Genomic DNA, 23,552 nt, shown 5'->3' on the forward strand with positions numbered 1-23,552 from the left:
GTTTGATTTTGGCCGAATTGTTCGAACGCCCACCACGAAAGAAGGTTCCCTCGCGGCCGGGCAATTTTTCCATCGCAAACCACGCCCTTCAAATTCGCCATATTTGATCTACATTTGTTCGCGTGAACCAGATCGATTCCATCCCTCGTGCCAAAACGCAAATGCTCCTGCCCGCCCCTTTCCTGCGCTGGTTCGCAGACAAGGGCTGGCATCCGCGAGCGCATCAGCTGGAGCTTCTTTCGCGCGTGCAGGGCGGTGAAAACATGCTCCTGATCGCCCCGACCGGTGCAGGAAAGACGCTCGCTGGCTTCTTGCCCTCACTTGTGTCGCTGACGGAGCGCGGAAAGATCCCGCCGGGATCGGCCTTCACCGGCATCCACACGCTCTATATCTCGCCATTGAAGGCGCTCGCCGTCGATATCGAACGCAACCTGATGAAGCCAGTCGGCGACATGGGCCTGCCGGTCCGCATCGAAAACCGCACGGGTGATACGCCCGCCGCCAAGCGCCAGCGCCAAAAACTCAATCCGCCGGATATCCTGCTCACCACGCCGGAACAGGTAGCGCTACTCCTGGCCAATGGCGAAGCCGAGCGGTTCTTCAAGGACCTGAAATATGTCGTGCTCGACGAGCTGCATTCGCTGGTCACCTCCAAGCGCGGCCATCTGCTCTCGCTCGGGCTTGCCCGCCTGCGCCAACTGGCACCTGGCATGCAGGCCATCGGCCTGTCCGCCACCGTCGCCGACCCGATGGACCTGCAGCGCTGGCTGGCACCCCAGAGAGCGGGCGAAAACAATCATGCCGGATTGATCACGGTCACCGGCGGCGCACGGCCGGAAATTTCGATCATGCGGACGGATGAACGGGTACCGTGGGCCGGCCATTCCGCCGCCTATGCCATCGGCGATATTTACAAGGCGATCGGTGAAACCAAGACGACACTTCTGTTCGTCAACACCCGCAGCCAGGCGGAACGCGTCTTCCAGGAACTCTGGACGATCAACGACGACAACCTGCCGATTGCTCTCCATCACGGCTCGCTCGATGTCGGCCAGCGGCGCAAGGTCGAGGCGGCAATGTCCGAGAACAAGCTGCGCGCCGTCGTCGCCACCTCGACGCTTGATCTCGGCATCGACTGGGGCGATGTCGACATGGTCATCCATGTCGGCGCGCCAAAGGGCGCGTCGCGACTTGCCCAGCGTATCGGCCGCGCCAACCACCGCATGGATGAGCCCAGCCGCGCCATCCTGGTGCCGGCCAACCGCTTCGAAGTGATGGAGTGCCAGGCGGCGCTCGACGCCAATTACATCGGCGCGCAGGACACCCCGCCCGTCGGTAAGGGCGCGCTCGACGTGCTGGCGCAGCACGTGCTCGGCATGGCCTGTGCCGCGCCTTTCGATCCGCTGGCGCTCTACGCCGAGATCACCAGCGCCGCACCCTACGCCACTCTGACTTGGGATACCTTCGAACGTATCGTCGATTTCGTCGCGACCGGCGGCTATGCGTTGCGCGCCTACGAACGCTACACCAAGATCCGCAAGACGCCCGAGGGGTTCTGGCGCGTCTCCAATCCGATGATTGCCCAGCAATACCGCCTCAATGTCGGCACCATCATCGAATCGCCGATGCTCAACGTGCGCATGGTCAAGCACAACGCCCGCGGTTCCCTTGGCCGGGGCGGCATGGCGCTCGGCAAGGTCGAGGAATATTTCATCGAAATGCTGTCGCCCGGCGATACCTTCCTGTTTTCCGGCAAGGTGCTGCGCTTCGAGGGCATCCGCGAAAGCGAATGTCTGGTCAGCCAGGGTTACAAGCTGGACCCCAAGGTTCCCTCCTATAATGGCGGCAAGTTTCCGCTCTCCACCTACCTTGCCCAGCAAGTCCGCAAGATGCTCGCCGACCCCAGCCGCCACGCCACCCTGCCCGAACAGGTGCGCGACTGGCTGTCCCTGCAGAAAGACCTCTCGATGCTGCCGAAGGAAGATGAACTGCTGATCGAGACCTTTCCGCGCGGCAGCCGCCATTACATGGTGATCTATGCGTTCGAAGGGCGGCTCGCTCACCAGACTCTCGGCATGTTGCTGACCCGGCGGCTCGACCGCGCCGGGCTGAAACCGCTCGGCTTCGTCGCCACCGATTATTCACTGGCCATATGGGCGCTGGAGGATCTCGGCGAGGCTTTCACATCCCGGCGGCCGCAGCTTGCCGACCTGTTCGATGAGGATATGCTGGGCGATGATCTCGAAGCCTGGCTGAACGAGAGCTTCCTGTTGAAGCGCACCTTCCGCAACTGCGCCGTCATTGCCGGACTGATCGACCAGCGGCATCCCGGCAAGGAAAAGAGCGGCCGCCAGGTGACGGTGTCGGCCGACCTTATCTACGACGTGCTGCGCAGCCACGAGCCGGACCATATCCTGCTGGAGGCCACCCGCAACGATGCCTCTACCGGGCTTTTGGAGATCGAGCGGCTTGGCGATATGCTGTCACGAATCAAGGGCCACATCACCCATCGTCCGCTCGACCGCATCTCGCCGCTGGCCGTTCCGGTCATGCTGGAAATCGGCAAGGAAGCGGTCAATGGCGATGCGCAGGACTTTTTGCTCGCCGAAGCCGCCGACGAACTGTTTGCGGATGTAATGGCCACGGCATCGCCATAAACCTTGCTCAAAGACTGACCGACAACGCCGCGCCGGAAACCCAATGCACCGCATCGCCCAAGCCATTTCTGCCCTTCCGGACAATCCGGCGCTGTCGGCCCGCATCGTCGTCAACGGCGTGATCGGCATCTGCGATCCGCTCGGCGGGCTGTATCTACCCGATCTCGATATTCTCGTCGTCTCCGACCTGCATCTGGAAAAGGGCTCGGCCTTTGCCCGCCGCGGCATGATGCTGCCGCCCTATGACACGCTGGCGACATTGCGCATCCTCGACGCGGTGATCTCGCGGCACAATCCGAAAACTGTCATCAGCCTCGGCGACAATTTTCACGACCGGGTTGGCTCGGCCCTGATGCCCGACCTGTTTCGCAGCATGATCGAAACCATGGCGCGCGGCCGCGAATGGATCTGGATCAACGGCAACCACGATCCTGACGGCACCACCGCCCTGCCCGGCGCATCGATGGACGAACTCACCCATTCCGGCCTGATCTTCCGCCACGAGCCGGCGCTGAATGCGTCCACGGGCGAAATCGCCGGCCATCTGCATCCGTCGGCCACCGTACGGCGGCGCGAAAAATACATGCGCCGCGCCTGCTTTGCCACCGATGGCCGCCGCCTGATCATGCCCGCCTTCGGCGTCACCACCGGCGGCCTCGACCTGCGTCATCAGGCCATGCGCGGCCTCTTCGACCACCAGAGCCTTGTCGCCCATATGCTGGGGCGGGACCGGATTTATTCGGTGCGGTTTGCCAATTTGCTCGGCTAGGACGCCGTTTTCTCCGTCTCATAGCGCAGAATGACGCCGCCCGACTCCAGTGGCCGGGATTCCAGCAGTTTCAGCGGCTTGCGCTTGGCTGCAGGTTTGAACAGCGGTGTTCCCTTGCCGAGCAGGACCGGTACGACGCAGAGCATGATCTCGTCGATCACATCGCTTTGCAAAAGCGACGAGACGAGGTCGGCACTGCCGAAAATGTAGATATTCTTCTCAGTCGCCCGCTTCAATTGCGCGAGTTCGCCGGCAATGTCCTTGGCGATGCGGCTGTTATTCCAATCCGCCGTGTCCAGCGTACGCGACGCGACGATCTTTGGAAGCGCGTTCATGTAGGCCTTGACCTCGGTGTCGTCTTCCGCGGTCGTCCAATAGGCTTTCATGCCCTCATAGGTCACCCGGCCAAAGACCAGCGCTGCGGCCTTCTTGCCGAACTCCTTGCTCGGCGCCTCAAGTTCCGGCCCCCAGGCCTGCATGTGAAAATCGAGATCCCATTTCTTCACCCCTTCGAAATAGCCGTCGAGGGTAACAAGATTCCAGACGATGACCTTGCCCATATCGATCTCCTTCGATCAAAACAGATTGGCATTCGCAAACTGGCCTGACGTTAATCAAACAGATTGCAAAATGCAATCGGTTTCCATGAAGACGCCGATAGGCGGAGTCACAGTTTCTCAACCCGGGAATCGCCCCATCCAACCGGCCTGCCGTCGGCCGAGCGTAATGCCAACTTTTCAACCGGTTTCCCGGCAACCACGTCCACCAGAACGGAATGCCGTTCGCCAGGCGCGTAAAGATGCTCCTGCCCCCATTGCCGCAACGCCACGACGACGGGAAAGAGCGCGCGGCCTTTTTCCGTCAGCAGATAGTCCTGATAGGCACTGCCATCGGACGCTGGTGCCGTTTCCAGCACGCCACAGTCGACAAGATCCCGTAGCCGGGCCGTCAGCATGCCCTTGGCGATGCCGAGGCTGCGGCGGAATTCGCCGAACCGGCTGATGCCATCGAATGCGTCGCGAACGATCAGCAACGACCACCAGTCGCCGATCGCATCAAGCGCGCGGGCAACCGGGCAATCCGCCTCTGTCAGGCTTGTGCGTTTCAAAATCGTCACTCCGCTATCGATATGCGGTCTTAAAATAAGACTAGACTCACGTTGAAGCAACTGGTCTTATTATAGGACTACATAAACAAAAATTATGTGAGGCCCCAGTGACGGATATGACGAGAAATGCCCCGGCCGGATTTTCCGGCGCAATGACCATGATATTTGCCGTGGCGGGCGGATTGAGCGTGGCGAACGTGTATTACGCCCAGCCTTTGCTCGCTGCGATGGCTCAGGATTTCGGCATCGGCACGGCGTCTATCGGCATCATCGTGACGGTGACACAGATCGGCTATGCCCTGGGGTTAATATTCATCACGCCGCTTGGAGACATTCTCGACAGGCGCCGGCTGATCACCGTACAATCGGTGCTGTTGTCCGTGGCGCTGATCGCCGCCGGGCTTGCGTCAAGTGTCGGCCTGTTCATGGCAGCCATGATTGCCGTCGGGCTGCTGTCCGTTCTGGTCCAGACGTTGATCGCCTTCGCCGCTGTCCTCGCCAGCCCGGTTACCCGCGGCAGGACCGTCGGCATCGTCACCAGCGGCGTGGTCATCGGCATCCTCTGCGCCCGGTTCGTCTCGGGCGTGCTGTCGGATATCGGCGGATGGCGATCGGTCTACCTGACTTCGGCGGCGCTGACCCTGATCATGGCTATCATACTCCACCGGATGCTGCCGGATCACCGCGAGGAGCAGCCAAAGCCGGGCTATGGGAGCCTGCTGCGCTCCATCCCTGTTCTGTTCATCGAGGAGCCGGTGTTGCGCCAGAAGGCTGGCATGGCGTTCCTGATCTTCGCCGTATTCAGTATTTTCTGGACATCGCTGGCGCTGCCGCTCGGCGCCGAACCGCACTCGATGTCGCATACCGCGATTGGCCTCTTCGGCCTTGCGGGCGTTGCCGGTGCGCTTGCCGCAGGAGGCGCGGGACGGTTGGCAGACCGGGGTTTGGGCAACCGGACAACAGGCGTTTCGCTCGGCCTGCTTTTGGCCTCCTGGGGTTTGATTGCCATGCTCCCCACATCGATACCCGCCCTGATCGCTGGCACGGTGCTTCTGGATCTGGCCATCCAGGCCATCCATGTCACCAACCAGAGTGCCATCCTGTCGATCCGGCCGGAGGCCAAAAGCCGGATCATCGGCGGCTACATGGTGTTCTACTCAGCAGGCAGTGCCAGCGGCGCCATCGCATCGACGGCGATCTACGCTCAAGCAGGCTGGGCGGGCGTCTGTTTCTTGGGAAGTGCCGTCAGCTTATTGGCCCTGATCTACTGGGCGGCCACGCTGCCGCGCCGGAGACAACGGCCGGTGGAGCCCTGCCAGGCCGGCTAGAACGCGTTGAACGTCAGCGTCGTCAGCGACCGGTTGATGCCCGGCACGGTGGCGATGTTGTCGTTGATGAACTTGCCGATATCCTGCTCTTCATCGACATAGACCTTGATCAGCAGGTCATAGTCGCCGCTGGTCGAATACATCTCCGAGACGATTTCCTTCTTGTAGATCACGTCGGCGACTTCATAGGTCTTGCCGGGGGCGCATTGCAGCTGGACGAAAATCGGCTTCATGGCTCAGTCTCCTGATGTTTCGATCGCAAATAGCCTGTTTTGAAGACAAGGCAAAGCCGGATGCGGTTAATCCCTGCGGAAGACGATGCTGGCCAGCCAGCCGGTGATCACGGCCAGAAGCACGGCAACCATACCGTACAGGAACGGCTGCTCATGCGCTGCGGTGGTGATCGCCTGTTCGAGACCGGTCTTGACCACCCGCAGTTCCAGCGCCTTGGCGGCAACGAAAAGGCCGTCACGGAACAGATAGGCGCGCACGATATGCGACCCGTTCGGCACGTCGGCCGGCAGCCGCAGGGAGGCCTTGAACAGGCTGGAGCTGATGAACTGCACCCCGCCGGGGTCGCGCTGGTAGATGCCGGTGGTTTCCCGCAGCCGCCGGAACGCGTCGCGGAATTCGGTCAGGTTGCTGCCATCACCGATAAAACCGATCGGTGTCAGCGGCATGTGATCGACGCCGATACCCATGTTGTTCATGTCGCCAGGCGGCGCGATCGTTTCGATGTCGCGCGTACTCGACAACGAATAGGATTCCGGCACTTTTTCGAAGGTCATCGATTTGGTGTTGATCCAGATGCCGAAAACGCGCTCCTTGCGGCGCACCGTGGTGTTTTCCTTCGGCCCTTCCAGCGCCACGACAATATTGTACTTTCCCTGCGCCAAAAGACCGGGATCGGCGCCATCAATGGCGCCGAAGATCGTCAGGTCGGCACCGCGAAAATCCGAGGTGATGGCGATCTCGTCGGTGGAAATTCCGATATCGAGCTTTTCAGTAAAATCGAGTGGTTCCGCCTGCGCGGCAAGCGGCGCGGCAAACAGCAGACCGGAGAGCAAAAGGGCCAGATACGTCCGCATCAGAAGCCGAGCCCCGCGGAAACGATCGAATAGACTTCCTTTGGCGGGATCACCAACTCAATGGCAAGACGGATGCCGACGGCGAGAACCAGAAGTGCCAGAAGCGCCCGCAACTGTTCGCCGCGCAATCTCTGCCCGACCCGCACGCCATATTGCGCGCCAATAACGCCGGCGATCATCAAAACGAAGGCCAGCACGATATCGACGGTGTAATTGGCCGACGCCTGGACGATGACGGTATAGGCGGAGACGAAGATGATCTGAAACAGCGAGGTGCCGACGACAACGTTCGTCGGGATGCGCAGCAGATAGATCATCGCCGGCACCATGATGAAGCCACCGCCAACGCCCATCACCGACGTCAAAATGCCGATGCAGAAGCCGAGCACTGCGACCGGGATGACGCTCAGATAGATCTTGGACTTCTTGAACCGCATCTTCAGCGGCAGGCGGTGGACCCAGTTGTGATGGCCCGGCCGCTTCAGCGTCACAGTCTCGTTCTTGGATGCCCGGCGCAGCGCGTTGATGCTCTCCCATAGCATCAACGAGCCGACCGTGCCGAGCAGAAGCACATAGGCGAGCGAAATCACCAGGTCGAGCTGACCGATGCGGCGCAGCAGCGAGAAGATCCAGATGCCGACCGTCGCGCCCGCCAGACCGCCGCAGAGCAACACGGTTCCAAGCTTGATATCGATCGTACCACGCCGGAAATGGGTGATGGCGCCGGAGATCGAGGAGGCAACCACCTGGTTTGCGCCGGTGGCGACGGCAACGACAGGCGGGATATTGTAGAAGATCAGAAGCGGCGTGATCAGGAAGCCGCCGCCGACACCGAACATGCCAGACAAAAAGCCGACGGCCGCGCCCATTCCCAGGATGATGAAAATGTTCACCGACAACTCTGCAATGGGCAGATACACCGTCACGGCCAGACCTCTAAATATGCCAATAGCCCGCAAGGCGGGCGGAAAACATCAAAGTGGCAAGTGATTCACCACGGGAGATAGGGAATGAAACAGTCTTGAAAACCAATTATAAAATTGCGAATTCAACGCCGTTCCGTCATGCGCCCCGGCGCCTGGCCTGTCAACCTTTTGCAGGCTCTGACCGTAACCCGTAGCATGTCACTGTGTCCGGCCGGTCTGCGGCATTATTGCGGCCGCAGACGCCGTTCTTAGGCATCACCGGCCAAATCGCCGGCCTGTGCCTGAATGGACACAGGATGCCTTAGCCGTTGCGCTTCAACAATTCCTTGACGAGCGCGTCGGTGATCTGGCCCGTCGGCTCCTGGTTGATCGACTTTTGGAAAGCCTTGATCGCCGAGATGGTCTTCTGGCCCATCTCGCCATCGGGCTTGCCGGCGTCGAAGCCGTTGTTGTTGAGGATCGCCTGAATATTGCGCAGCGCCTTCTTCATGTCGACCGATGCGGTCTTGGTGCCCTTGCCGACCCAGGTATCCGGCACGTCGACCGAATTGGCCTTGGCGTCGAGTGGGGTCTGCTTCCAGGCATCGAATTTCGCCTTGGCGCTTTTCAACTGGTCGGGCTTCAAAGCCTTGCCAACTTCATCGCGCTTCTGGCCGGCATCGGCATCGCCATCGCGGGCAGCGATCGAAAACCACTTGTAGGATTCTTCGAGATCCTGGCTTACCCCGTTGCCGCGGGCATAGAGGATGGCGAGGTTGAACTGGCTGTCACGGATACCGCGATCGGCAGCCATGCCAAACCACTTGCCGGCGCCAGCGAAATCAGGCGCAGCCCCACCACCACTTGCCAGCATGACGGCAAGATTGTGCATGGCGCTGGCATTGCCCTTTTCGGCCGCCTGCTGGTAGAGCGTACGCGCCTTGGTCAGGTCGCGGCTGACGCCGGTGCCCTTTTCGTAGAGGCTAGCCAGGCGATATTCGGCAGGCGTGACACCGGCATCGGCAGCGCGCTGATACCATTTCGCAGCCTGGGCGAGATCGGCCTTGATGCCGCGGCCTTCGGTATAGACGGCACCCACTTCGAACAGGGCCAGCGGATCGCCCTTGCGGGCAGCTTCGGCCAGCGCCTCCGGCTTGATTTCGGCGGGAACGATCAGTGCGGCTTCGCCTGTGGCAGGCTGCGCGGCTGCCGTGCTGGCCTCGTCATTTGCGGTTTCCGGGGCAGTCCCTTCGATCACTGGCGACAGCATCCGGGCATTGACGGTTCCGGTTTCCGGCATGGCCTGAGCTGCGGCGTCCGGCAATTTGGCGTCCGGCTGCACGGTTTCAGAAACGGTCGTTTCCGGCGGCATCCCTTGCGGGGCATCACCCGATGTCTCCCCGAGAGCCTGATCCCCGGACTGTGGTTGCAATGTGCTGAGCGGCTCGACATCCGTGTCGGCGGTCTCGATCGCAGGCGCTACATTCGCGGTGGCCGGCATGTCAGCGGCAACCGGTGTTTCAACCTTCTGCTCGATGGCAGCTACCGGCGCTTCGACCGGCGCCTTTTCGCCGCGGATCAGCGTGTTGACCAGCGGATAGGACATGATCGCCAGGAGCACGGCGCCGACCGCCATCAGGATCGGACGGCGATGACGGGACAGTGCGCCGCCAATCGGCGAAGCGCTGGCACCGCCCTTGCCGCGGTTCATCGAATCGACCTCTTCGGCGGCCTGCTGGGCAGCCCGGCGGGCGGCAGCGATGAAATCCGCCTTGTCCGTTTCGCTTGGCGGCGCATTGCGGCCGGTCTGACCGGCGCGAACCCGCTCGAGGATTTTCTTCACATCCGGAACGCCGGAGCCAGGCTCCAGCAATTGGTTTGCCACATCCGGCTCGATGGCATCAGCCGCATCGATCGACGGCGTCGGGTCGATGACCTGACGTTCGGCGGCAAGAACGGGCTCCGTGCGCTTGCTGGTAAACCGCTTGGTCAGCCCCGCGAGAAGACTGGGCTTTGAAGCAGGCAGCGGCGCTGTCTTGATATCGCTCTGGTGCACCGCCGCTTGCTCCGTGACGACGGCAACGGCTTCCGCAACCTCTTCACGCGATGGACCAGCAGGCTCTGCCTCGGTGACAAACCCCTGCATGTCGCGCTTCAGGTCTTCGTAACGGCGTCCGAAATCAGCTTCGGCGAAGGGATCGTCCTGCGTCTCGAAAACCGGTTGCTCGGCTCTGGGCATCTGCGGTTGAACGTCCCGCGTCCCGAAGACGCGCGGCGCATCCGGTTCCTGGCCGCGCTCTTCCAGCCGCTCCAGCTTTTCGGCGATATGCACAAGGGTTTCGTGCAGCGCTTCAAACGTGCGCGCCGTGCGCTCCTCGCTCGAGCGGCTCATGTCTTCCAGAACCTTGAGATCGTCGGCCAGCGCCGAGATCGCAGCCATGTCCGTGCCACCGGAAGCAGACTGGCCAACGCCATTCTTCGAATAGGCTTCCATGACCGCTTCGGCCGCCTGGCGGGCTGCCTCGATGATGTATTCATCACTGGTCGCCAGATAATCCTCAAGCGCGCTCATCCGGCCTTCGAACTCGGCAGGAACAGCAGCCGGCGCCATGTCGCGCGGTTGGCTGACAAGGCTCGACAGGTTGGCGATCTGATCCTGCAGGCTGCGCAGGATCTCGCTGTCGTCAAATGGCGCCGCCTGGGTTTCCTCGAGGCGGGTGGCGATATCCGACAGCCGGCCTTCGAGCCGGTCGAAACGGGCGTCGCCCATATCGGACGTCGCAGGCGCGTCAAGCTGGTCGATGCGGCGGGCAAGATCATCGAGGCGCTCGGCGAGCGCATCGTTGACCGAACCCTGGTCGAGCGCATCGATCTTGCGGGAGATGTCAGCGAGATATCCCGTCAGGTCCGGCAGTGCGGACGCCTTCTGCGAGCGCTCCAGCATCTGCGATAACTGTTCGAGACGCTCTTCTAGACGGACGGCGGCTTCTTCGTTGGCCAGTTCCTCGACGCGAGCAGCCAAGGCCTCGATGCGCGAACCAACGCCGTTGTCGCTCGGGCGCTGCAGGCTGTCGATCTGGCGGGAAAGGTCGGCAAGACGGCCCTCGACGCGGGTCACGCCGGCGCTGTCAGGGCCGCTCGCGCGGCCGCTGGCAACGATGGCACGGCTGATCTCGTCGAGACGCGCATCCAGATCGGCAAATTGCGATGCCATATGACGATCGTCAGGCTGCATGTGGCGGCCGATCATTTCGATCGCCTGCGCCACCGAAATCAGCTTATCCTCCAAGGCGTGAATGGCCGGGCCGCTATTCATCGAGCCGATCTGCGACTTGATTTCGTCGAGCCGGTAGGCGAGCGCCACCAGTTCGTCGTCGCGGTTGGAATCAAACGCATTCATCCGATCTTCGACGCCGGTCCAGCGTGCTTCCATGCGGTGCACGCTGTCCTCGCGGGCAAGACCGTCGATCATGATGCGCAGTTCGTCAAACTCGACCTTCAACGCGTCGGCCTGCGATGGCGATGCCTGACGGCCAAGCTGGTTGATGCTGTCGGACAGACGCTGCAGATCGCCGCGGATATCCTCCGCCATCGTCTGGTCCTGAGCCGCATCGGCAGTAATGCCACGAATTTCGGCGCGCAGCGTCGTCATCTCGCGCGACAGGCCGTCGGCGATATCCTTCTTCAATTCCTGGCGCAGGCCAACAAGCGCCTGGGCGATCTCGGCCATAGCCGGATCGGGGCGCTGCGGCTCACTGCGGTATTGTTCCGAGCGTAAGGGCTCGCTGCGGACAGGTTCCGGACGCTGGTGGGTGGGTTCGGGGCGCAGGCTCTCTGGGCGCAGATTTTCCTGGCGGACCGTTTCGCGGCGGAACGGCTCGCTGCGATAGACCTCGCTGCGCAACTGTTCGCTGAGCGGTGGTGCCGCCGGCAGTTCGCGGCGGGGCTGCGCAGGTGCCTGGAATGCTGGGGGTTGATATGCCGGGGCCTGGGAAACGCTGTGCTCCTCATAGGAACGCGGCGCCGCACGGGACTGGATACGTTCGCGAACGGTGTCCCGGTCACGGACAGCATCGCGTTCCCGGATAGCATCGCGCTCCCGCGTAGCCGTCAGTGTCCGTTGCCGCTGCATGATTTCCGTGATCGGGTCTGGAACAGCCACCGGACCATCAGCCGGGACACGGCCCCGCTGATCACGCCCAGCCGTTCCCATCAATCCTTCGATGCGCGCTTCCAAGCCTTCGATCGTGCGGTTCAGCGCGTCGAGTGACGACCTGTCGCCATAGGACTGGGCGCCTGGACGGGGAGTGTTTGATCGCGATCCGTTCATCGTTCTTCGCCTCTTTCATCGGCCTTGATCGGAATCCGGGCTTCTGAAAGGCAAATCCCCGCCTCTCGGGAGTTCCGGTACCGATCCGGACAGAGCTGCAACGACGCGAAGACAAAACTATTGCAACTGTGACCATCTCAACACGCACTTTCACGAAACGTGGTAAATAAGCCGTTAACCTGACTGAAAATTTTTTAACGATTTGGGCGCATGCTGCCGTCGGGAGGCTTCCACATGACAGTTTCGGCACATCCGGCTCGCCGGATCCCCTGATCGATCAAATTTTGACCCTCCGCAAATTTTGACGTTTACGCGCACGTCAAAGTTTTGTAGCATGATGGAAATCACATGGAGCGCTGCTGGAGAAGCCGCCCCGTGACACGGTTACAGGTGAGGAACACGAGACATGCCCAGCTACAAGGCCCCGGTCGAAGACACGCTTTTCATTCTCAACGACGTTCTCGGCATCGAGCGCTACAACAACCTTCCCGGCTTTGCCGACGCAACACCCGACATGATCGAGGCGATCGTCCGCGAAGCGGCCAAGCTTGCCGAGGAAGTGCTGTTCCCAGTCAACCTGTCCGGTGACCAGGAAGGCTGCGAGCGCAACGACGATGCGACAGTGACCACACCAAAGGGCTTCAAGCAGGCCTTCGACCAGTATCGCGAAGGCGGCTGGCTCGGCCTGTCAGTGCCGGAAGAGTTTGGCGGCCAGGGTCTGCCTTACACACTGCATACCGCGATCGGCGAATACATGTCCTCCGCGAACATGGCGCTCACCATGTATCCGGGCCTGACGCAGGGCGCCATCGCCGCCATCCTCGTTCACGGCACCGATGCGCAGAAGGCAACCTATCTGCCGAAGATGGTTTCGGGCGAGTGGACCGGCACCATGAACCTGACGGAACCGCATTGCGGCACCGATCTCGGCCTGCTCCGCTCCAAGGCCGTGCCGCAAGGCGACGGCTCCTACAAGATTTCCGGCCAGAAGATCTTCATCTCGGCTGGCGAACACGACATGTCGGACAATATCATCCACTTGGTTCTCGCCCGTATCGAAGGCGCGCCGGACGGAGTGAAAGGGATCTCGCTGTTCATCGTGCCGAAATTTCATGTCGAGGCTGATGGCACCGTCGGCGCGCGCAATACGGTTTCCTGCGGTGCGATCGAGCACAAGATGGGCATCCACGGCAATTCGACCTGCGTGATGAACTATGACGACGCCATCGGCTATCTTATCGGCACGGAGAACAAGGGCTTGAACGCCATGTTCGTGATGATGAACGAAGCCCGTCTCGGCGTTGGCCTGCAGGGCCTGTCGGTGGCCGAAGTCGCCTATCAGAACGCCGCCAACTATGCCCGTGACCGTATCCAGGGTCGCTCACTCTCCGGCGCCAAGGCTCCCGACAAGAAGGCTGACCCGATCATCGTCCATCCGGACGTCCGCCGCACTCTGATGACCATCAGGGCGTTCAACGAGGCCGGCCGCGCCTTCACGCTGTGGACGGCGCTGAAGTCGGACATCGCCCATCGCGGCGACAACGATGCGGATCGCCAGGCAGCCGACGACATTCTCGGTCTGATGACCCCGATCCTCAAGGGTGTGCTCACCGACAAGGGCTTCGATCACGCCGTCATGGCCCAGCAGATTTTTGGCGGCCACGGCTATATCGAAGAACACGGCATGAGCCAGTATGTCCGCGATGCCCGCATCGCCATGATCTACGAAGGCGCCAACGGTATCCAGGCGCTCGATCTCGTCGGCCGCAAGCTGGCGCTGAACGGTGGCCGAGCGATCGCGGCGCTGTTCAATGAGATCGGTGATTTCTGCGAAGAGAACCGTTCTGACGAAAAGCTGGTGACCTACACCAAGGGCCTGAAGAAGGGCTTGAACGACCTGCAGGCCTCCACCATGTGGTTCATGGGCAATGCCATGGCAAAGCCCGACAATGCCGGTGCCGGTTCGACCGACTACATGCACCTCTTCGGCCTCGTCGTGCTTGGCTACATGTGGGCGAAGATTGCCAAGACGGCCGAGGAAAAGCTGGCCGAAGGCGCTGGCGACCGCGAGGCCTACCTGAAGAACAAGCTGATCACGGCAAAATTCTTCATGGAGCGCATCATGCCGGAAACGGCACTGCGCAAAGCCCGCATCGAAACCGGCGCCGACACAATGATGGCACTGGATGCGGCAGCGTTTTGATTGAGCTTGCCTCTTCTCCCCATCGGGGAGAAGGTGGCCCGAAGGGCCGGATGAGGGGGCGCCGAAGGCGCCACGTATTTGGCTCCGGCTTCACCGGAGCCCCCTCATCGCCTCGCGTTGCTCGGCACTTCTCCCCGCTGGGGAGAAGAGGAAAACAACAGTTTCACGGCGCAAGGCCGACAGGGAGAAAACAATCATGACCGACGTCTTCATTTACGACCACGTGCGCACGCCGCGCGGCCGGGGCAAGAAGGATGGCGCACTGCACGAAGTGCCGACGCCGCGTCTGGCTGCCAAGGTTCTGGAAGCGCTGCGCGACCGCAACGGGCTCGACACGTCGACCGTCGACGACATCATCATGGGCTGCGTCGATCCCGTGTTCGAAGCGGGCGCCGTCATCCCCAAGGCCGCCGCCTTCGAGGCCGGTTATTCGAACCGCGCGCCGGGCATGCAGATCTCCCGTTTCTGCGCCTCGGGTCTCGATGCCGTCAATTTCGCCGCCGGCAAGATCGCCGCTGGCGCCGATGACATCGTCATTGCCGGTGGCGTCGAGAGCATGTCGCGTGTCGGCATGGGCATGTCGGGCGGCGCCTGGTACATGGATCCGTCCGTCAACTTCCCCGGCTATTTCATGCCGCAGGGCGTCTCGGCCGATCTGATCGCCACAAAGTATGGCTTCTCCCGTGAGGACGTCGATGCCTATGCCGTCGAGAGCCAGAAGCGCGCCGGCCATTCCTGGGACAATGGCTATTTCAACAAGTCCGTCATTCCGGTAAAGGATCAGAACGGCATCACCATCCTCGCCAAGGACGAGCATATGCGTCCGACGACGACGATGCAGAACCTTGCGTCGCTCAACCCGTCGTTCCAGATGCCGGGCGAGATGGGCGGCTTCGAGGCCGTCGGCATCCAGGCGCATCCGGAAATCGAGCGGATCAACTACGTCCACCACGCTGGCAATTCTTCCGGCATCGTTGACGGCTCAGCCGCGGTTCTCGTCGGCTCCAAAGCCGGTGGCGAGGCGATGGGCCTGAAGCCCCGCGCCCGTATCAAGCATTTCGCCAATATCGGCTCCGATCCGGCGCTGATGCTGACCGGCCCGGTCGATGTCACAGAAAAGCTGTTGAAGCGCGCCGGCATGACCATCGGCGATATCGACCTGTTCGAGCTCAACGAGGCCTTTGCCGCCGTCGTGCTCCGCTACATGCAGGCCTTCGACATTCCGCATGACAAGATCAACGTCACTGGCGGCGCTATCGCCATGGGCCACCCGCTCGGCGCCACCGGCGCGATGATTTTGGGCACCGTACTCGACGAGTTGGAACGCCGCGGCCTGCAGACCGCGCTCGTGACGCTCTGCATCGGCGCCGGCATGGGCACGGCGACGATCATCGAGCGGGTATGAGGTCTTTCCCTCCCCCTTGTGGGGAGGGTGGGCCAAAGGGCCGGGAGGGGTTTTCGCCACGTGGCAGGAAGCCCCTCCCCAACCCCTCCCCACAAGGGGGAGGGGCTTACCCAGCCGGATCGCCCTCAATTTCAGGCGGCGGCATCGAGCGAAGCCAAGATTTCAAGGGAGAGGAATTCCCACATGACCACCTACACCAATTTCACTATCGAGACCGACGCTGACGGCATTGCGCTCATCACCTGGGACATGCCCGGCAAGTCGATGAACGTCTTCACCGTCGAGGTGATGAAGGAACTCGACGCCATCGTTGACCAGACCGTGGCCGACGAAGCCGTCAAGGGCGTCGTCTTCACGTCCGGCAAGTCCAGCTTCTCCGGCGGCGCCGATCTGTCGATGATCAAGGGCATGTTCACGTTCCAGCAGGAACAGAAAAAGATCGATCCGGACAACGCCGCGCAGAAGCTGTTCGAGCTCACCGGCCAGATGACCGGCCTGTTCCGCAAGCTCGAAACCTCAGGCAAGCCGTGGGTTTCGGCGATCAACGGCACCTGCATAGGCGGCGCATTTGAGTTGTCGCTCGCCTGCCACGGCCGCGTTGCCGCCAATTCCAAGTCGGTGAAGCTGGCTCTGCCCGAGGTCAAGGTCGGCATCTTCCCGGGTGCGGGCGGTACGCAGCGCGTTCCGCGGCTCACCAATGCGCAGGATGCCCTGCAGATGATGACGACCGGTTCATCGCTCACGCCGCAGCGCGCCAAAGCCATGGGCTTGATCCACGAGATCGCCGAACCCGCCGAACTGATCAATACCGCCAAGGCGATGATCAAGAATGGCCTGAAGCCCGTCCAGCCCTGGGATGAAAAGGGCTACAAGGTTCCGGGCGGCGGCATCTGGACACCGGCAGCGGCGCAGCTCTGGCCAGCCGCATCCGCCATCCTGCGCCGCGAAACCTCCGGCAACTATCCGGGCGGCCTTGCCATCCTTAAATGCGTCTACGAAGGCCTGCAGGTTCCCTTCGATACCGGCCTGAAGATCGAGCAGCGCTACTTCACCGAAATCCTGCAGACCACCGAGGCGTTCTCGATGATCCGCTCGCTGTTCGTCTCGATGCAGGAACTCGGCAAGGGCGCCCGCCGCCCCGCCGGCGTGCCGAAGACCGAGCTGAAGCAGATCGGCGTCGTCGGCGCCGGCTTCATGGGCGCGTCGATCGCCTATGTCGCCGCGGCCGCCGGCATCGAAGTCACCCTGATCGATCGTGACATCGAGGCCGCAACCAAGGGCAAGGCCCATTCGGAAGGCCTGGTCAAGGATTCCATTGGTAAGGGACGGCTAACGCAGGACGACGCGGCGGCCCTTCTTTCCCGCATCACGCCGTCGGCCGATTACAACGACCTGAAGGGCATCAAGCTCGTCGTCGAAGCTGTGTTCGAAGACCGCCAGGTCAAGAAGGACGTGATCGAGAAAGTCGAGGCCGTCCTGTCCGAAGACGCCATCTTTGCCTCCAACACCTCGACCCTGCCGATCACTGGCCTTGCCAAGAATTCGAAGCGCCCGGCGCAGTTCATCGGCATCCACTTCTTCTCGCCGGTCGAAAAGATGATGCTGACGGAAGTCATCCTCGGCAAGGAAACCGGCGACGCGGCGCTTGCCACCGCGCTCGATTTTGTCGCCGCGATCAAGAAGACGCCGATCGTCGTCAACGACACGCGCGGCTTCTATGTCAACCGTTGCGTCTTCCGCTATATCCACGAAGCCTATGACATGCTGATCGAAGGCGTGCCGGCGGCGATGATTGAAAATGCGGCCAAGATGGCCGGCATGCCGGTCGGACCGCTGTCGCTCAACGACGAAGTGGCGATAGATCTTTCCCAGAAGATCCTGAAAGCCTCGATCGCCGATCTCGGCGAAGGCTCTGTCGATCCGCGCCACATGACGCTGATCAACAAGCTGGTTGACGATCTCGACCGCCGCGGCCGCAAAAATGGCAAGGGCTTCTATGAATATCCGGCCAAGCCGGCGAAGAAGTTCCTGTGGCCCGGCCTCAAGGACCTCTTTGCCCAGAAGCCGGCGGAAAGCTTCGACGTCGAAACGATCAAGCAGCGCTTCCTCGTCACCATCGCGCTCGAAGCCGCCCGCACCATCGAAGAAGGCATCGTCACCGACCCGCGCGAAGCCGATGTCGGCTCGATCCTCGGCTTCGGTTTTGCCCCTTATACCGGCGGCACGCTGAGCTATATCGACGGCATGGGCGTGAAAACCTTCGTGGCACTCTGCGAAAAGCTCGCCGCTTCCTACGGCGATCATTTCCAGCCGACGCCGTTGCTCAAGGACATGGCCGCTAAGGGCGAGACCTTCTACGGGCGGTTTGACCCCTATGCAGCGGCCGCCAAGGCTGCCTGACAAGGGACGCTGATATCCGGCGACATTCACAACCAACAGTCAGGCCCTCCGGGGCCTGAAGGCCCCTCGCCGCGCAGACGCGCGGCGGCTGGATGCCTGTGACAAACACAGGCATGACGGAGCTTGGGGGGCCGCACATGCCAGCCAACAAGCCCCGAGGGGCCGGCCTCTGCAAGTGTCTGAAGGCAATGCCCCTAGCCAGACGCCTCCCAAACGATACACTCGCCACCACGCCAACCCGGACCACCCCATGGACGCCTCCCCCCATGCCTTCACCACCCCAGCCGAATGGGACACATGGCTTGCCGCCAACCACGCCCAGTCCACCGGCATCTGGCTACTGATCGCCAAGAAGAACGCCAAAAGGCCGCTGATCACCATCGGCGAGGCGCTGGATGTTGCGCTCTGCTACGGCTGGATCGACAGTCAGCGGAAGGGCTTTGACACAGAATGCTATCTGCAGCGCTATTCGCCGCGGCGGGGCAAAAGCCCGTGGTCGCGGTTGAATGTCGACCGGGTAGCCGCGTTGATCGAGGCCGGGCGGATGCAGGCGGCGGGTCTTGCGGAGGTGGCGGCAGCCAAGGCGGACGGCCGCTGGGTGATGGCCTATGAGCCACAGCGCCATGCCGGGCTGCCGGAGGATTTGGTCGCAGCGCTGAACGGCAATGCGAAAGCCGCTGCCGTATTTGCGGCACTCGACAAGACCGGCCAATACGCGCTGATCCTGCCGCTCCTGAAAGCCACCACGCCAAAAATCCGGCTGGCCCGTCTCGAGAAGGCCATCGCCCGCCTCAGCGGGGATAAATAAAGTCCGCCTTTGCCGTCAAAGGCCGCTGCGCCCGGCATTTCGAATAAAAAACCATCCCCGTTCATCCCCGGCCTGAAAAATGCGGCCATACGTCTTCCCGTCTCAGCCGCCGGAGTGTTTCGCGAGACGGTCGCGGGCAGGTGGAGGCCGGCGCAGCGGATGAAACGGGTACATACAAAAACCGCCGGCAATGCCGGCGGTCGAAGCTTGAAGTCGCGGTGGATGCAGCGCTTAGGCTGTCATGCCCTGGATGGCCGAGACCTGCCAGTCGCCACCGCGCTTGCGCAGGAACGTCCAGAGTTCGACGGTTTCCGTCAGGTTGTCCGGATCGCCCTCGACGACACGGCCGGTGGCGCGGTCGCGCACCACATCGATGCTTTCGTAGCGCATCGCGACGGTCGCGTAGTCATCGCCATCCTCGTTCCAGGCTTCGGCGACGTCGCCCTGCACCAGATGCACGTCGCTGACCTCGTTTTTCAGGCCCTTGGTGGCGTTGTCGCTCAGCTCTTCGGCCAGCCACGACATCGCTTCCGGCGTCGTCAGCTTGCGCAGCGTGGCGTAATCTTCGGCCGCATAGGCAGCCTGAACCTGCTTCAGCATTCCCTCGAACTGGCCGAGATCTTCTTCGCCGATACCGATTTCGTCTGTCGTATCATCGGCCATGCGCGGCTGAGCCGGGCGAGATGCGGCCGTAGCAGCGGCACCGCCACCACCAATCGACGGGATCTTGAAGGACGGCATGCCCGAACCAAAGCCGGAGCCCTGGCCCTGCGTGCCAAAACCCTGCATTGGCGAGGCGCTGGCGCCACGCGGCGCGTAGCCTGCCGGTGCTGCCGTCTGGCGATTGCGGAAGAAGCGCAAGGCGAGCATCACGGCGCCGCCGATCAGAGCGATCTGCAAGAGCATGCCAAGCATGCCGGCCATGCCGCCGAAACCATTGCCCATCATCATGCCGATCAGGCCGCCGAGGGCGAGACCACCGATCATGGAGCCTGCGAAGCCACCAAAGAAGCCGCCCGGACGCTGGGCGCCGGGACGGGCCGCCTGGCCCATGTTCTGCTGGCCGGCCGCACCTGGCGTCGTCGCCTGGCTCTGCGGGGTCATCGTGCGGTTGATCGGCGTCGCATCCGCCGGCGCCGTGCGGGTGACGGGCGGTGCCGAGAATGTGCGGGTACCGCGGCTGCCGAAGCTGCTGCCACCACGCCGCGCCTCGGCCAGATCGACCACCGTCAGCATCACCATGGAAGCGACCGCAACGGTCGCAAGAACGCGTCCAACTCTAAACATGAAACCCAATCCTGTTGTTTCTCCCGGCCCGCAAGCGCGCGCCTCTTGGCAAACATATGGGGGCAATGGCTGGCGAATTGAAGGCTTTTGGGCCGCAGTTCACCGTAAAGCGGGCGTGGAAGACGGGTGAAATCGGAGAAAAAAGCGCCCACGATTATCCCCGCAGCTTGAAACAGAGGAAATAATGCCAAGGAAAAAGGCGGCACTCCCGCCGCCTCTACGTGTTTGTTTTTGTTGGCGGCCTTAACCGATAAACGTGTCGTAAAGCAGCTTGAGATTGAGCACGACGATGATCGAGGCGACGATCCAGGCAAGGGCGGCAACATATTTCGGGATGACGAAAGTGCCCATCTTCTTTTTGTCGGAAACGAAGCGGACCAGCGGAATGACCGCGAACGGCAGCTGCATCGACAGGATGACCTGGGAGAACACCAGGAGTTCCGCCGTACCCTTTTCACCATAGATCCAGGTGACGACGACAACCGGAATGATGGCGATACCACGGGTAATCAGGCGTCTCGCCCATTGCGGAATGCGCAGCCGCAGGAAACCTTCCATGACGATCTGGCCGGCCAGCGTCGCCGTCACCGTCGAGTTGAGGCCAGAGGCCAGCAGCGCCACGGCGAAGAGTGTCGAAGCGATACCAAGACCAAGCAGCGGCGACAGGAGTTCGTAGGCCTGGCCGATTTCAGCCACGTCGGTACGGCCGTTGGCATGGAAGACCGAAGCGGCAATGATCAGGATGGCGGCATTGATGAACAGCGCCAGCATCAGGGCAATCGTGCTGTCGGCCGTCGCCCATTTGATCGCATCACGCTTGCCCTCATCGGTGCGCTTGTAGTTGCGGGTCTGGACGATCGAAGAGTGGAGATAAAGGTTATGCGGCATGACGGTGGCGCCGATAATGCCGATGGCGATGTAGAGCATGGCCGGGTTGGTGACGACTTCCCTCGATGGCAGGAAGCCGGAGAGAACGGCAGCCACCGGCGGCGCGGCGGCGGCGATCTGGACGAGGAAGCAGCCGGCGATGACGATCAGAAGCGCGATGACGAAGGCCTCGAGGTAACGGAAGCCCCTGTTCATCAGAAGCAGAAGAAGGAAAGCGTCCGCCGCGGTAATCAGCGCGCCGCCGATCAGCGGGATGCCGAACAGAAGTTGCAGCGCGATCGCCGTACCGATTACTTCGGCAAGGTCACAGGCGATGATTGCCGCCTCGCAGGCAAGCCAGAGCATGAAGTTGACCGGCCTGGAATAGGTCGCCCGGCAGGCCTGGGCGAGATCGCGGCCGGTGGCGATGCCAAGACGGGCGGCCAGCGCCTGCAAAAGGATCGCCATCAGGTTGGAGAGCAGAATGACCGTCAGCAGCGTATAGCCGAACTGCGAGCCACCAGCGATATCGGTCGCCCAGTTGCCGGGATCCATATAGCCGACAGACACCATGTAGCCCGGCCCCATGAAGGCGAGCAGACGCCGGAACCAGAGGCCGCCGGATGGTACGGGAATGCTGGCGTTGACCTCGGGGAGACTTGGCCGCGCGTCCTCCTTCGGACTGGAAAAGGTCCAGCTCTCCTGCGGTGGAAGGACGGCTTCGGAATTGGACATGCACGGTCTCCGGATACGGAATGGGCTCTGTTACCCAAAAACTATGCCAGGGCAAAACATTATGCAATATGCTATATTTTATCGTTTTAGCTTTTTTCAGCAAATGGGAAGACACGCCGGGCGGCAATGTGGAGGACGGGATAAATCATTATGAAAAATCCAAGCGCGTGATATGAAACGCCAAAAGCATCAATGAAAAAACCTGAGAGGACATCGCCCCTTGCCGCGCCGCCCTGTCCCCCGCACGGACCCGCTCCCAGACGCGGACATTCATTCCGAGGGTTTCCGGCAGACCCGCGAGGCACGGCGCGGTGCGTTGATCGAGGATTATGTCGAGCTGATCGCCGATCTGATCGAGGATGGCAATGAGGCGCGCCAAGTGGATATCGCCGCCCGTCTCGGCGTCGCTCAGCCGACGGTTGCCAAGATGTTGGCCCGGCTTGCTGCCGAAGGACTGGTGTCACGCAAACCCTATCGTGGCGTATTCCTGACCGAGGCCGGCCAGAAGATGGCGCTTGAAAGCCGGGCGCGCCACCAGACGGTTGAAGCCTTCCTGCGCTGCCTTGGCGTTAGCCCGGAAACCGCCCGCATCGATGCCGAGGGTATTGAACATCATGTCAGCGTCGAGACGCTCGAGGCCTTCCGCCGGTTCATCGGCAAGAAGACCTAGCCGGCCCGCAGCCGGCGGCTGAAACGTTCGCCCAGAATGATGATCATGCCGGCGGAAAAGATCAGCGCCGCGCCGGCGAACACCTGGGTTGCAGGAATATCCCCCCAGATCAGGAAGCCGAGCCCGAAGGCCCAGATCAGCGAGGAATATTCGAACGGCGCCAGCATTGAGACCGGCGCGCGGCGCATACCTTCGAACAGCGCATATTGCGCAATACCGGCAATCAGCCCGGTTCCCACCATCAGCCCGACATCGAGAAGACTTGGCGGAACCCAGGTGACGATGACGGCAATGCCGGTGAACAGGATGAAGAAGCCGCTCGACAGCGTCATCTGCACCAGCGTCACCTCCTGCATCGCGGTCTTGCGCAAGAGTACCGTCGAAAACGCCCAGAACACCGCGGCCTGCAGCGCCAGCCAGACAGGCAAGGACAGTTTCATGGCCGACCCGAATGGGTCGGTCGCCACCAGCACACCGATGAAACCAACGACGACCGCGATCCAGCGTAAGGGCGGGACATCTTCCTTGAGGATCGGCACGGCGAGAATGGTGATCAGGATTGGTGCCGCGTAATAGAGCGTCGTCAACTCGGCCAGTCCGAGATCGCGGGCGGCGGTATAATAGGACAGCCAGGCGGCGAGCAACAACAGGTTGCGCAGGATCATCGGCTTCAGGACCGGCGAACGCAGCGAGCGGACAAGCAGCGGTCCGCGGCCGATGGCAGCACAGATCGCAAAGATCGTCACGCTGCGCACGAACAGGATCTGCCAGACCGGCAGCGCCACCACCAGCCATTTGACCGAAGCGTCCTGCAGCGTGAACAGGAAATAGGAAAAGATCGTCAGCAGAATGCCTGAAAGCACGGAGGTATTCACGGAGGGCTCCCGAAGGCGCTGCGCAAATCGCGCGCGCGATCTGTGATATCGCGAGGCCAGCGTGCACGGAAGAGGCATGACAGCGCGATGTGTGGCGAAAAATGGGGGCGCGGCAAG

17 protein-coding genes are annotated in these 23,552 nt (G+C 61.8%); 8 read left to right on the forward strand and 9 right to left on the reverse strand.

What is annotated here, in order from left to right:
* The first annotated feature begins 161 nt into the window (after positions 1-161).
* Positions 162-2,657, forward strand: coding sequence for a ligase-associated DNA damage response DEXH box helicase (locus ASD36_RS04615; protein ID WP_060500572.1), 2,496 nt, complete (start codon positions 162-164; stop codon positions 2,655-2,657).
* 43 nt (positions 2,658-2,700) lie between these two features.
* Positions 2,701-3,426: a ligase-associated DNA damage response endonuclease PdeM gene (gene pdeM / locus ASD36_RS04620; RefSeq protein WP_060500577.1), complete on the forward strand. Its 726-nt coding sequence runs from the start codon at positions 2,701-2,703 to the stop codon at positions 3,424-3,426.
* Here the strand turns inward: pdeM and ASD36_RS04625 are convergent.
* Together ASD36_RS04625 and ASD36_RS04630 are read right to left on the reverse strand one after the other, a co-directional pair.
* On the reverse strand, positions 3,423-3,986 hold the full coding sequence (locus ASD36_RS04625; protein WP_060500580.1) for a dihydrofolate reductase family protein: 564 nt from the start codon (positions 3,984-3,986) through the stop codon (positions 3,423-3,425). The genes pdeM and ASD36_RS04625 overlap by 4 nt on opposite strands.
* A gap of 107 nt (positions 3,987-4,093) precedes the next feature.
* The gene (locus tag ASD36_RS04630; RefSeq protein WP_200954869.1) at positions 4,094-4,534 is read right to left on the reverse strand and encodes a helix-turn-helix domain-containing protein; all 441 of its coding nucleotides are present in this window, start codon (positions 4,532-4,534) and stop codon (positions 4,094-4,096) included.
* 152 nt (positions 4,535-4,686) lie between these two features.
* Between ASD36_RS04630 and ASD36_RS04635 the strand changes: the two genes are divergently transcribed.
* Positions 4,687-5,862 carry an MFS transporter gene (locus ASD36_RS04635; protein WP_200954870.1) on the forward strand — a complete coding sequence of 392 codons (1,176 nt, stop codon included), beginning with the start codon at positions 4,687-4,689 and terminating at the stop codon, positions 5,860-5,862.
* Here ASD36_RS04635 and ASD36_RS04640 read toward each other — a convergent pair.
* The 4 genes from ASD36_RS04640 to ASD36_RS04655 form a co-directional block, all read right to left on the reverse strand.
* The gene (locus ASD36_RS04640) at positions 5,859-6,095 is read right to left on the reverse strand and encodes an Lrp/AsnC ligand binding domain-containing protein (RefSeq protein WP_037104964.1); all 237 of its coding nucleotides are present in this window, start codon (positions 6,093-6,095) and stop codon (positions 5,859-5,861) included. The two genes, ASD36_RS04635 and ASD36_RS04640, sit on opposite strands and share 4 nt — an antisense overlap.
* 66 nt (positions 6,096-6,161) lie before the next feature.
* Positions 6,162-6,950 (reverse strand): TIGR02186 family protein, encoded by a 789-nt coding sequence (locus ASD36_RS04645; RefSeq protein ID WP_060500586.1) that lies wholly within the window; start codon positions 6,948-6,950, stop codon positions 6,162-6,164.
* Positions 6,950-7,876, reverse strand: a complete 927-nt coding sequence (locus ASD36_RS04650; protein WP_060500588.1) for a sulfite exporter TauE/SafE family protein — start codon at positions 7,874-7,876, stop codon at positions 6,950-6,952. The genes ASD36_RS04645 and ASD36_RS04650 overlap by 1 nt, the downstream gene beginning before the upstream one ends.
* 301 nt (positions 7,877-8,177) lie before the next feature.
* Positions 8,178-12,185 (reverse strand): SEL1-like repeat protein, encoded by a 4,008-nt coding sequence (locus ASD36_RS04655; protein ID WP_060500590.1) that lies wholly within the window; start codon positions 12,183-12,185, stop codon positions 8,178-8,180.
* Between the two features lie 406 nt (positions 12,186-12,591).
* On the opposite strand from ASD36_RS04655, the gene ASD36_RS04660 reads away from it, so the two are divergent.
* The 4 genes from ASD36_RS04660 (at position 12,592) to ASD36_RS04675 (ending at position 19,001) form a co-directional block, all read left to right on the forward strand.
* Positions 12,592-14,388 carry an acyl-CoA dehydrogenase C-terminal domain-containing protein gene (locus ASD36_RS04660; protein ID WP_060500593.1) on the forward strand — a complete coding sequence of 599 codons (1,797 nt, stop codon included), beginning with the start codon at positions 12,592-12,594 and terminating at the stop codon, positions 14,386-14,388.
* Between the two features lie 196 nt (positions 14,389-14,584).
* On the forward strand, positions 14,585-15,793 hold the full coding sequence (locus ASD36_RS04665) for an acetyl-CoA C-acetyltransferase (protein WP_060500595.1): 1,209 nt from the start codon (positions 14,585-14,587) through the stop codon (positions 15,791-15,793).
* A gap of 183 nt (positions 15,794-15,976) precedes the next feature.
* Positions 15,977-18,193: an FAD-dependent oxidoreductase gene (locus tag ASD36_RS04670; protein WP_060500597.1), complete on the forward strand. Its 2,217-nt coding sequence runs from the start codon at positions 15,977-15,979 to the stop codon at positions 18,191-18,193.
* Between the two features lie 250 nt (positions 18,194-18,443).
* The gene (locus ASD36_RS04675; protein WP_060500599.1) at positions 18,444-19,001 is read left to right on the forward strand and encodes a YdeI/OmpD-associated family protein; all 558 of its coding nucleotides are present in this window, start codon (positions 18,444-18,446) and stop codon (positions 18,999-19,001) included.
* Positions 19,002-19,232: 231 nt separating this feature from the next.
* Here ASD36_RS04675 and ASD36_RS04680 read toward each other — a convergent pair whose 3' ends face one another.
* Together ASD36_RS04680 and ASD36_RS04685 are read right to left on the reverse strand one after the other, a co-directional pair.
* Positions 19,233-20,288, reverse strand: coding sequence for a Tim44 domain-containing protein (locus ASD36_RS04680; protein ID WP_060501366.1), 1,056 nt, complete (start codon positions 20,286-20,288; stop codon positions 19,233-19,235).
* Between the two features lie 243 nt (positions 20,289-20,531).
* The gene (locus tag ASD36_RS04685) at positions 20,532-21,890 is read right to left on the reverse strand and encodes an Nramp family divalent metal transporter (RefSeq protein ID WP_060500601.1); all 1,359 of its coding nucleotides are present in this window, start codon (positions 21,888-21,890) and stop codon (positions 20,532-20,534) included.
* A 220-nt stretch (positions 21,891-22,110) separates the two neighbouring features.
* Here ASD36_RS04685 and mntR point away from each other — a divergent pair, with 220 nt between their 5' ends.
* A complete protein-coding gene (gene mntR / locus ASD36_RS04690; RefSeq protein ID WP_060500602.1) occupies positions 22,111-22,560 on the forward strand; it encodes a manganese-binding transcriptional regulator MntR in 450 nt (149 codons plus the stop codon).
* Here mntR and ASD36_RS04695 read toward each other — a convergent pair.
* Positions 22,557-23,435 (reverse strand): DMT family transporter, encoded by an 879-nt coding sequence (locus ASD36_RS04695; RefSeq protein ID WP_060500604.1) that lies wholly within the window; start codon positions 23,433-23,435, stop codon positions 22,557-22,559. The two genes, mntR and ASD36_RS04695, sit on opposite strands and share 4 nt — an antisense overlap.
* Between the last annotated feature and the right edge of the window lie 117 nt (positions 23,436-23,552).

Origin of the sequence: Rhizobium sp. Root1334 (assembly GCF_001426665.1) — a bacterium.
Taxonomy (GTDB): domain Bacteria; phylum Pseudomonadota; class Alphaproteobacteria; order Rhizobiales; family Rhizobiaceae; genus Pararhizobium.

Excerpts from the sequence above, each read along its gene's own strand:
- ASD36_RS04615 (WP_060500572.1), top strand. The coding sequence starts at position 162 with ATGCTCCTGCCCGCCCCTTTCCTGCGCTGGTTCGCAGACAAGGGCTGG.
- pdeM (WP_060500577.1), top strand. The coding sequence starts at position 2,701 with ATGCACCGCATCGCCCAAGCCATTTCTGCCCTTCCGGACAATCCGGCG.
- ASD36_RS04625 (WP_060500580.1), bottom strand. The coding sequence starts at position 3,986 with ATGGGCAAGGTCATCGTCTGGAATCTTGTTACCCTCGACGGCTATTTC.
- ASD36_RS04635 (WP_200954870.1), top strand. The coding sequence starts at position 4,687 with ATGACCATGATATTTGCCGTGGCGGGCGGATTGAGCGTGGCGAACGTG.
- ASD36_RS04640 (WP_037104964.1), bottom strand. The coding sequence starts at position 6,095 with ATGAAGCCGATTTTCGTCCAGCTGCAATGCGCCCCCGGCAAGACCTAT.
- ASD36_RS04645 (WP_060500586.1), bottom strand. The coding sequence starts at position 6,950 with ATGCGGACGTATCTGGCCCTTTTGCTCTCCGGTCTGCTGTTTGCCGCG.
- ASD36_RS04655 (WP_060500590.1), bottom strand. The coding sequence starts at position 12,185 with ATGAACGGATCGCGATCAAACACTCCCCGTCCAGGCGCCCAGTCCTAT.
- ASD36_RS04660 (WP_060500593.1), top strand. The coding sequence starts at position 12,592 with ATGCCCAGCTACAAGGCCCCGGTCGAAGACACGCTTTTCATTCTCAAC.
- ASD36_RS04665 (WP_060500595.1), top strand. The coding sequence starts at position 14,585 with ATGACCGACGTCTTCATTTACGACCACGTGCGCACGCCGCGCGGCCGG.
- ASD36_RS04670 (WP_060500597.1), top strand. The coding sequence starts at position 15,977 with ATGACCACCTACACCAATTTCACTATCGAGACCGACGCTGACGGCATT.
- ASD36_RS04675 (WP_060500599.1), top strand. The coding sequence starts at position 18,444 with ATGGACGCCTCCCCCCATGCCTTCACCACCCCAGCCGAATGGGACACA.
- ASD36_RS04680 (WP_060501366.1), bottom strand. The coding sequence starts at position 20,288 with ATGTTTAGAGTTGGACGCGTTCTTGCGACCGTTGCGGTCGCTTCCATG.
- ASD36_RS04685 (WP_060500601.1), bottom strand. The coding sequence starts at position 21,890 with ATGTCCAATTCCGAAGCCGTCCTTCCACCGCAGGAGAGCTGGACCTTT.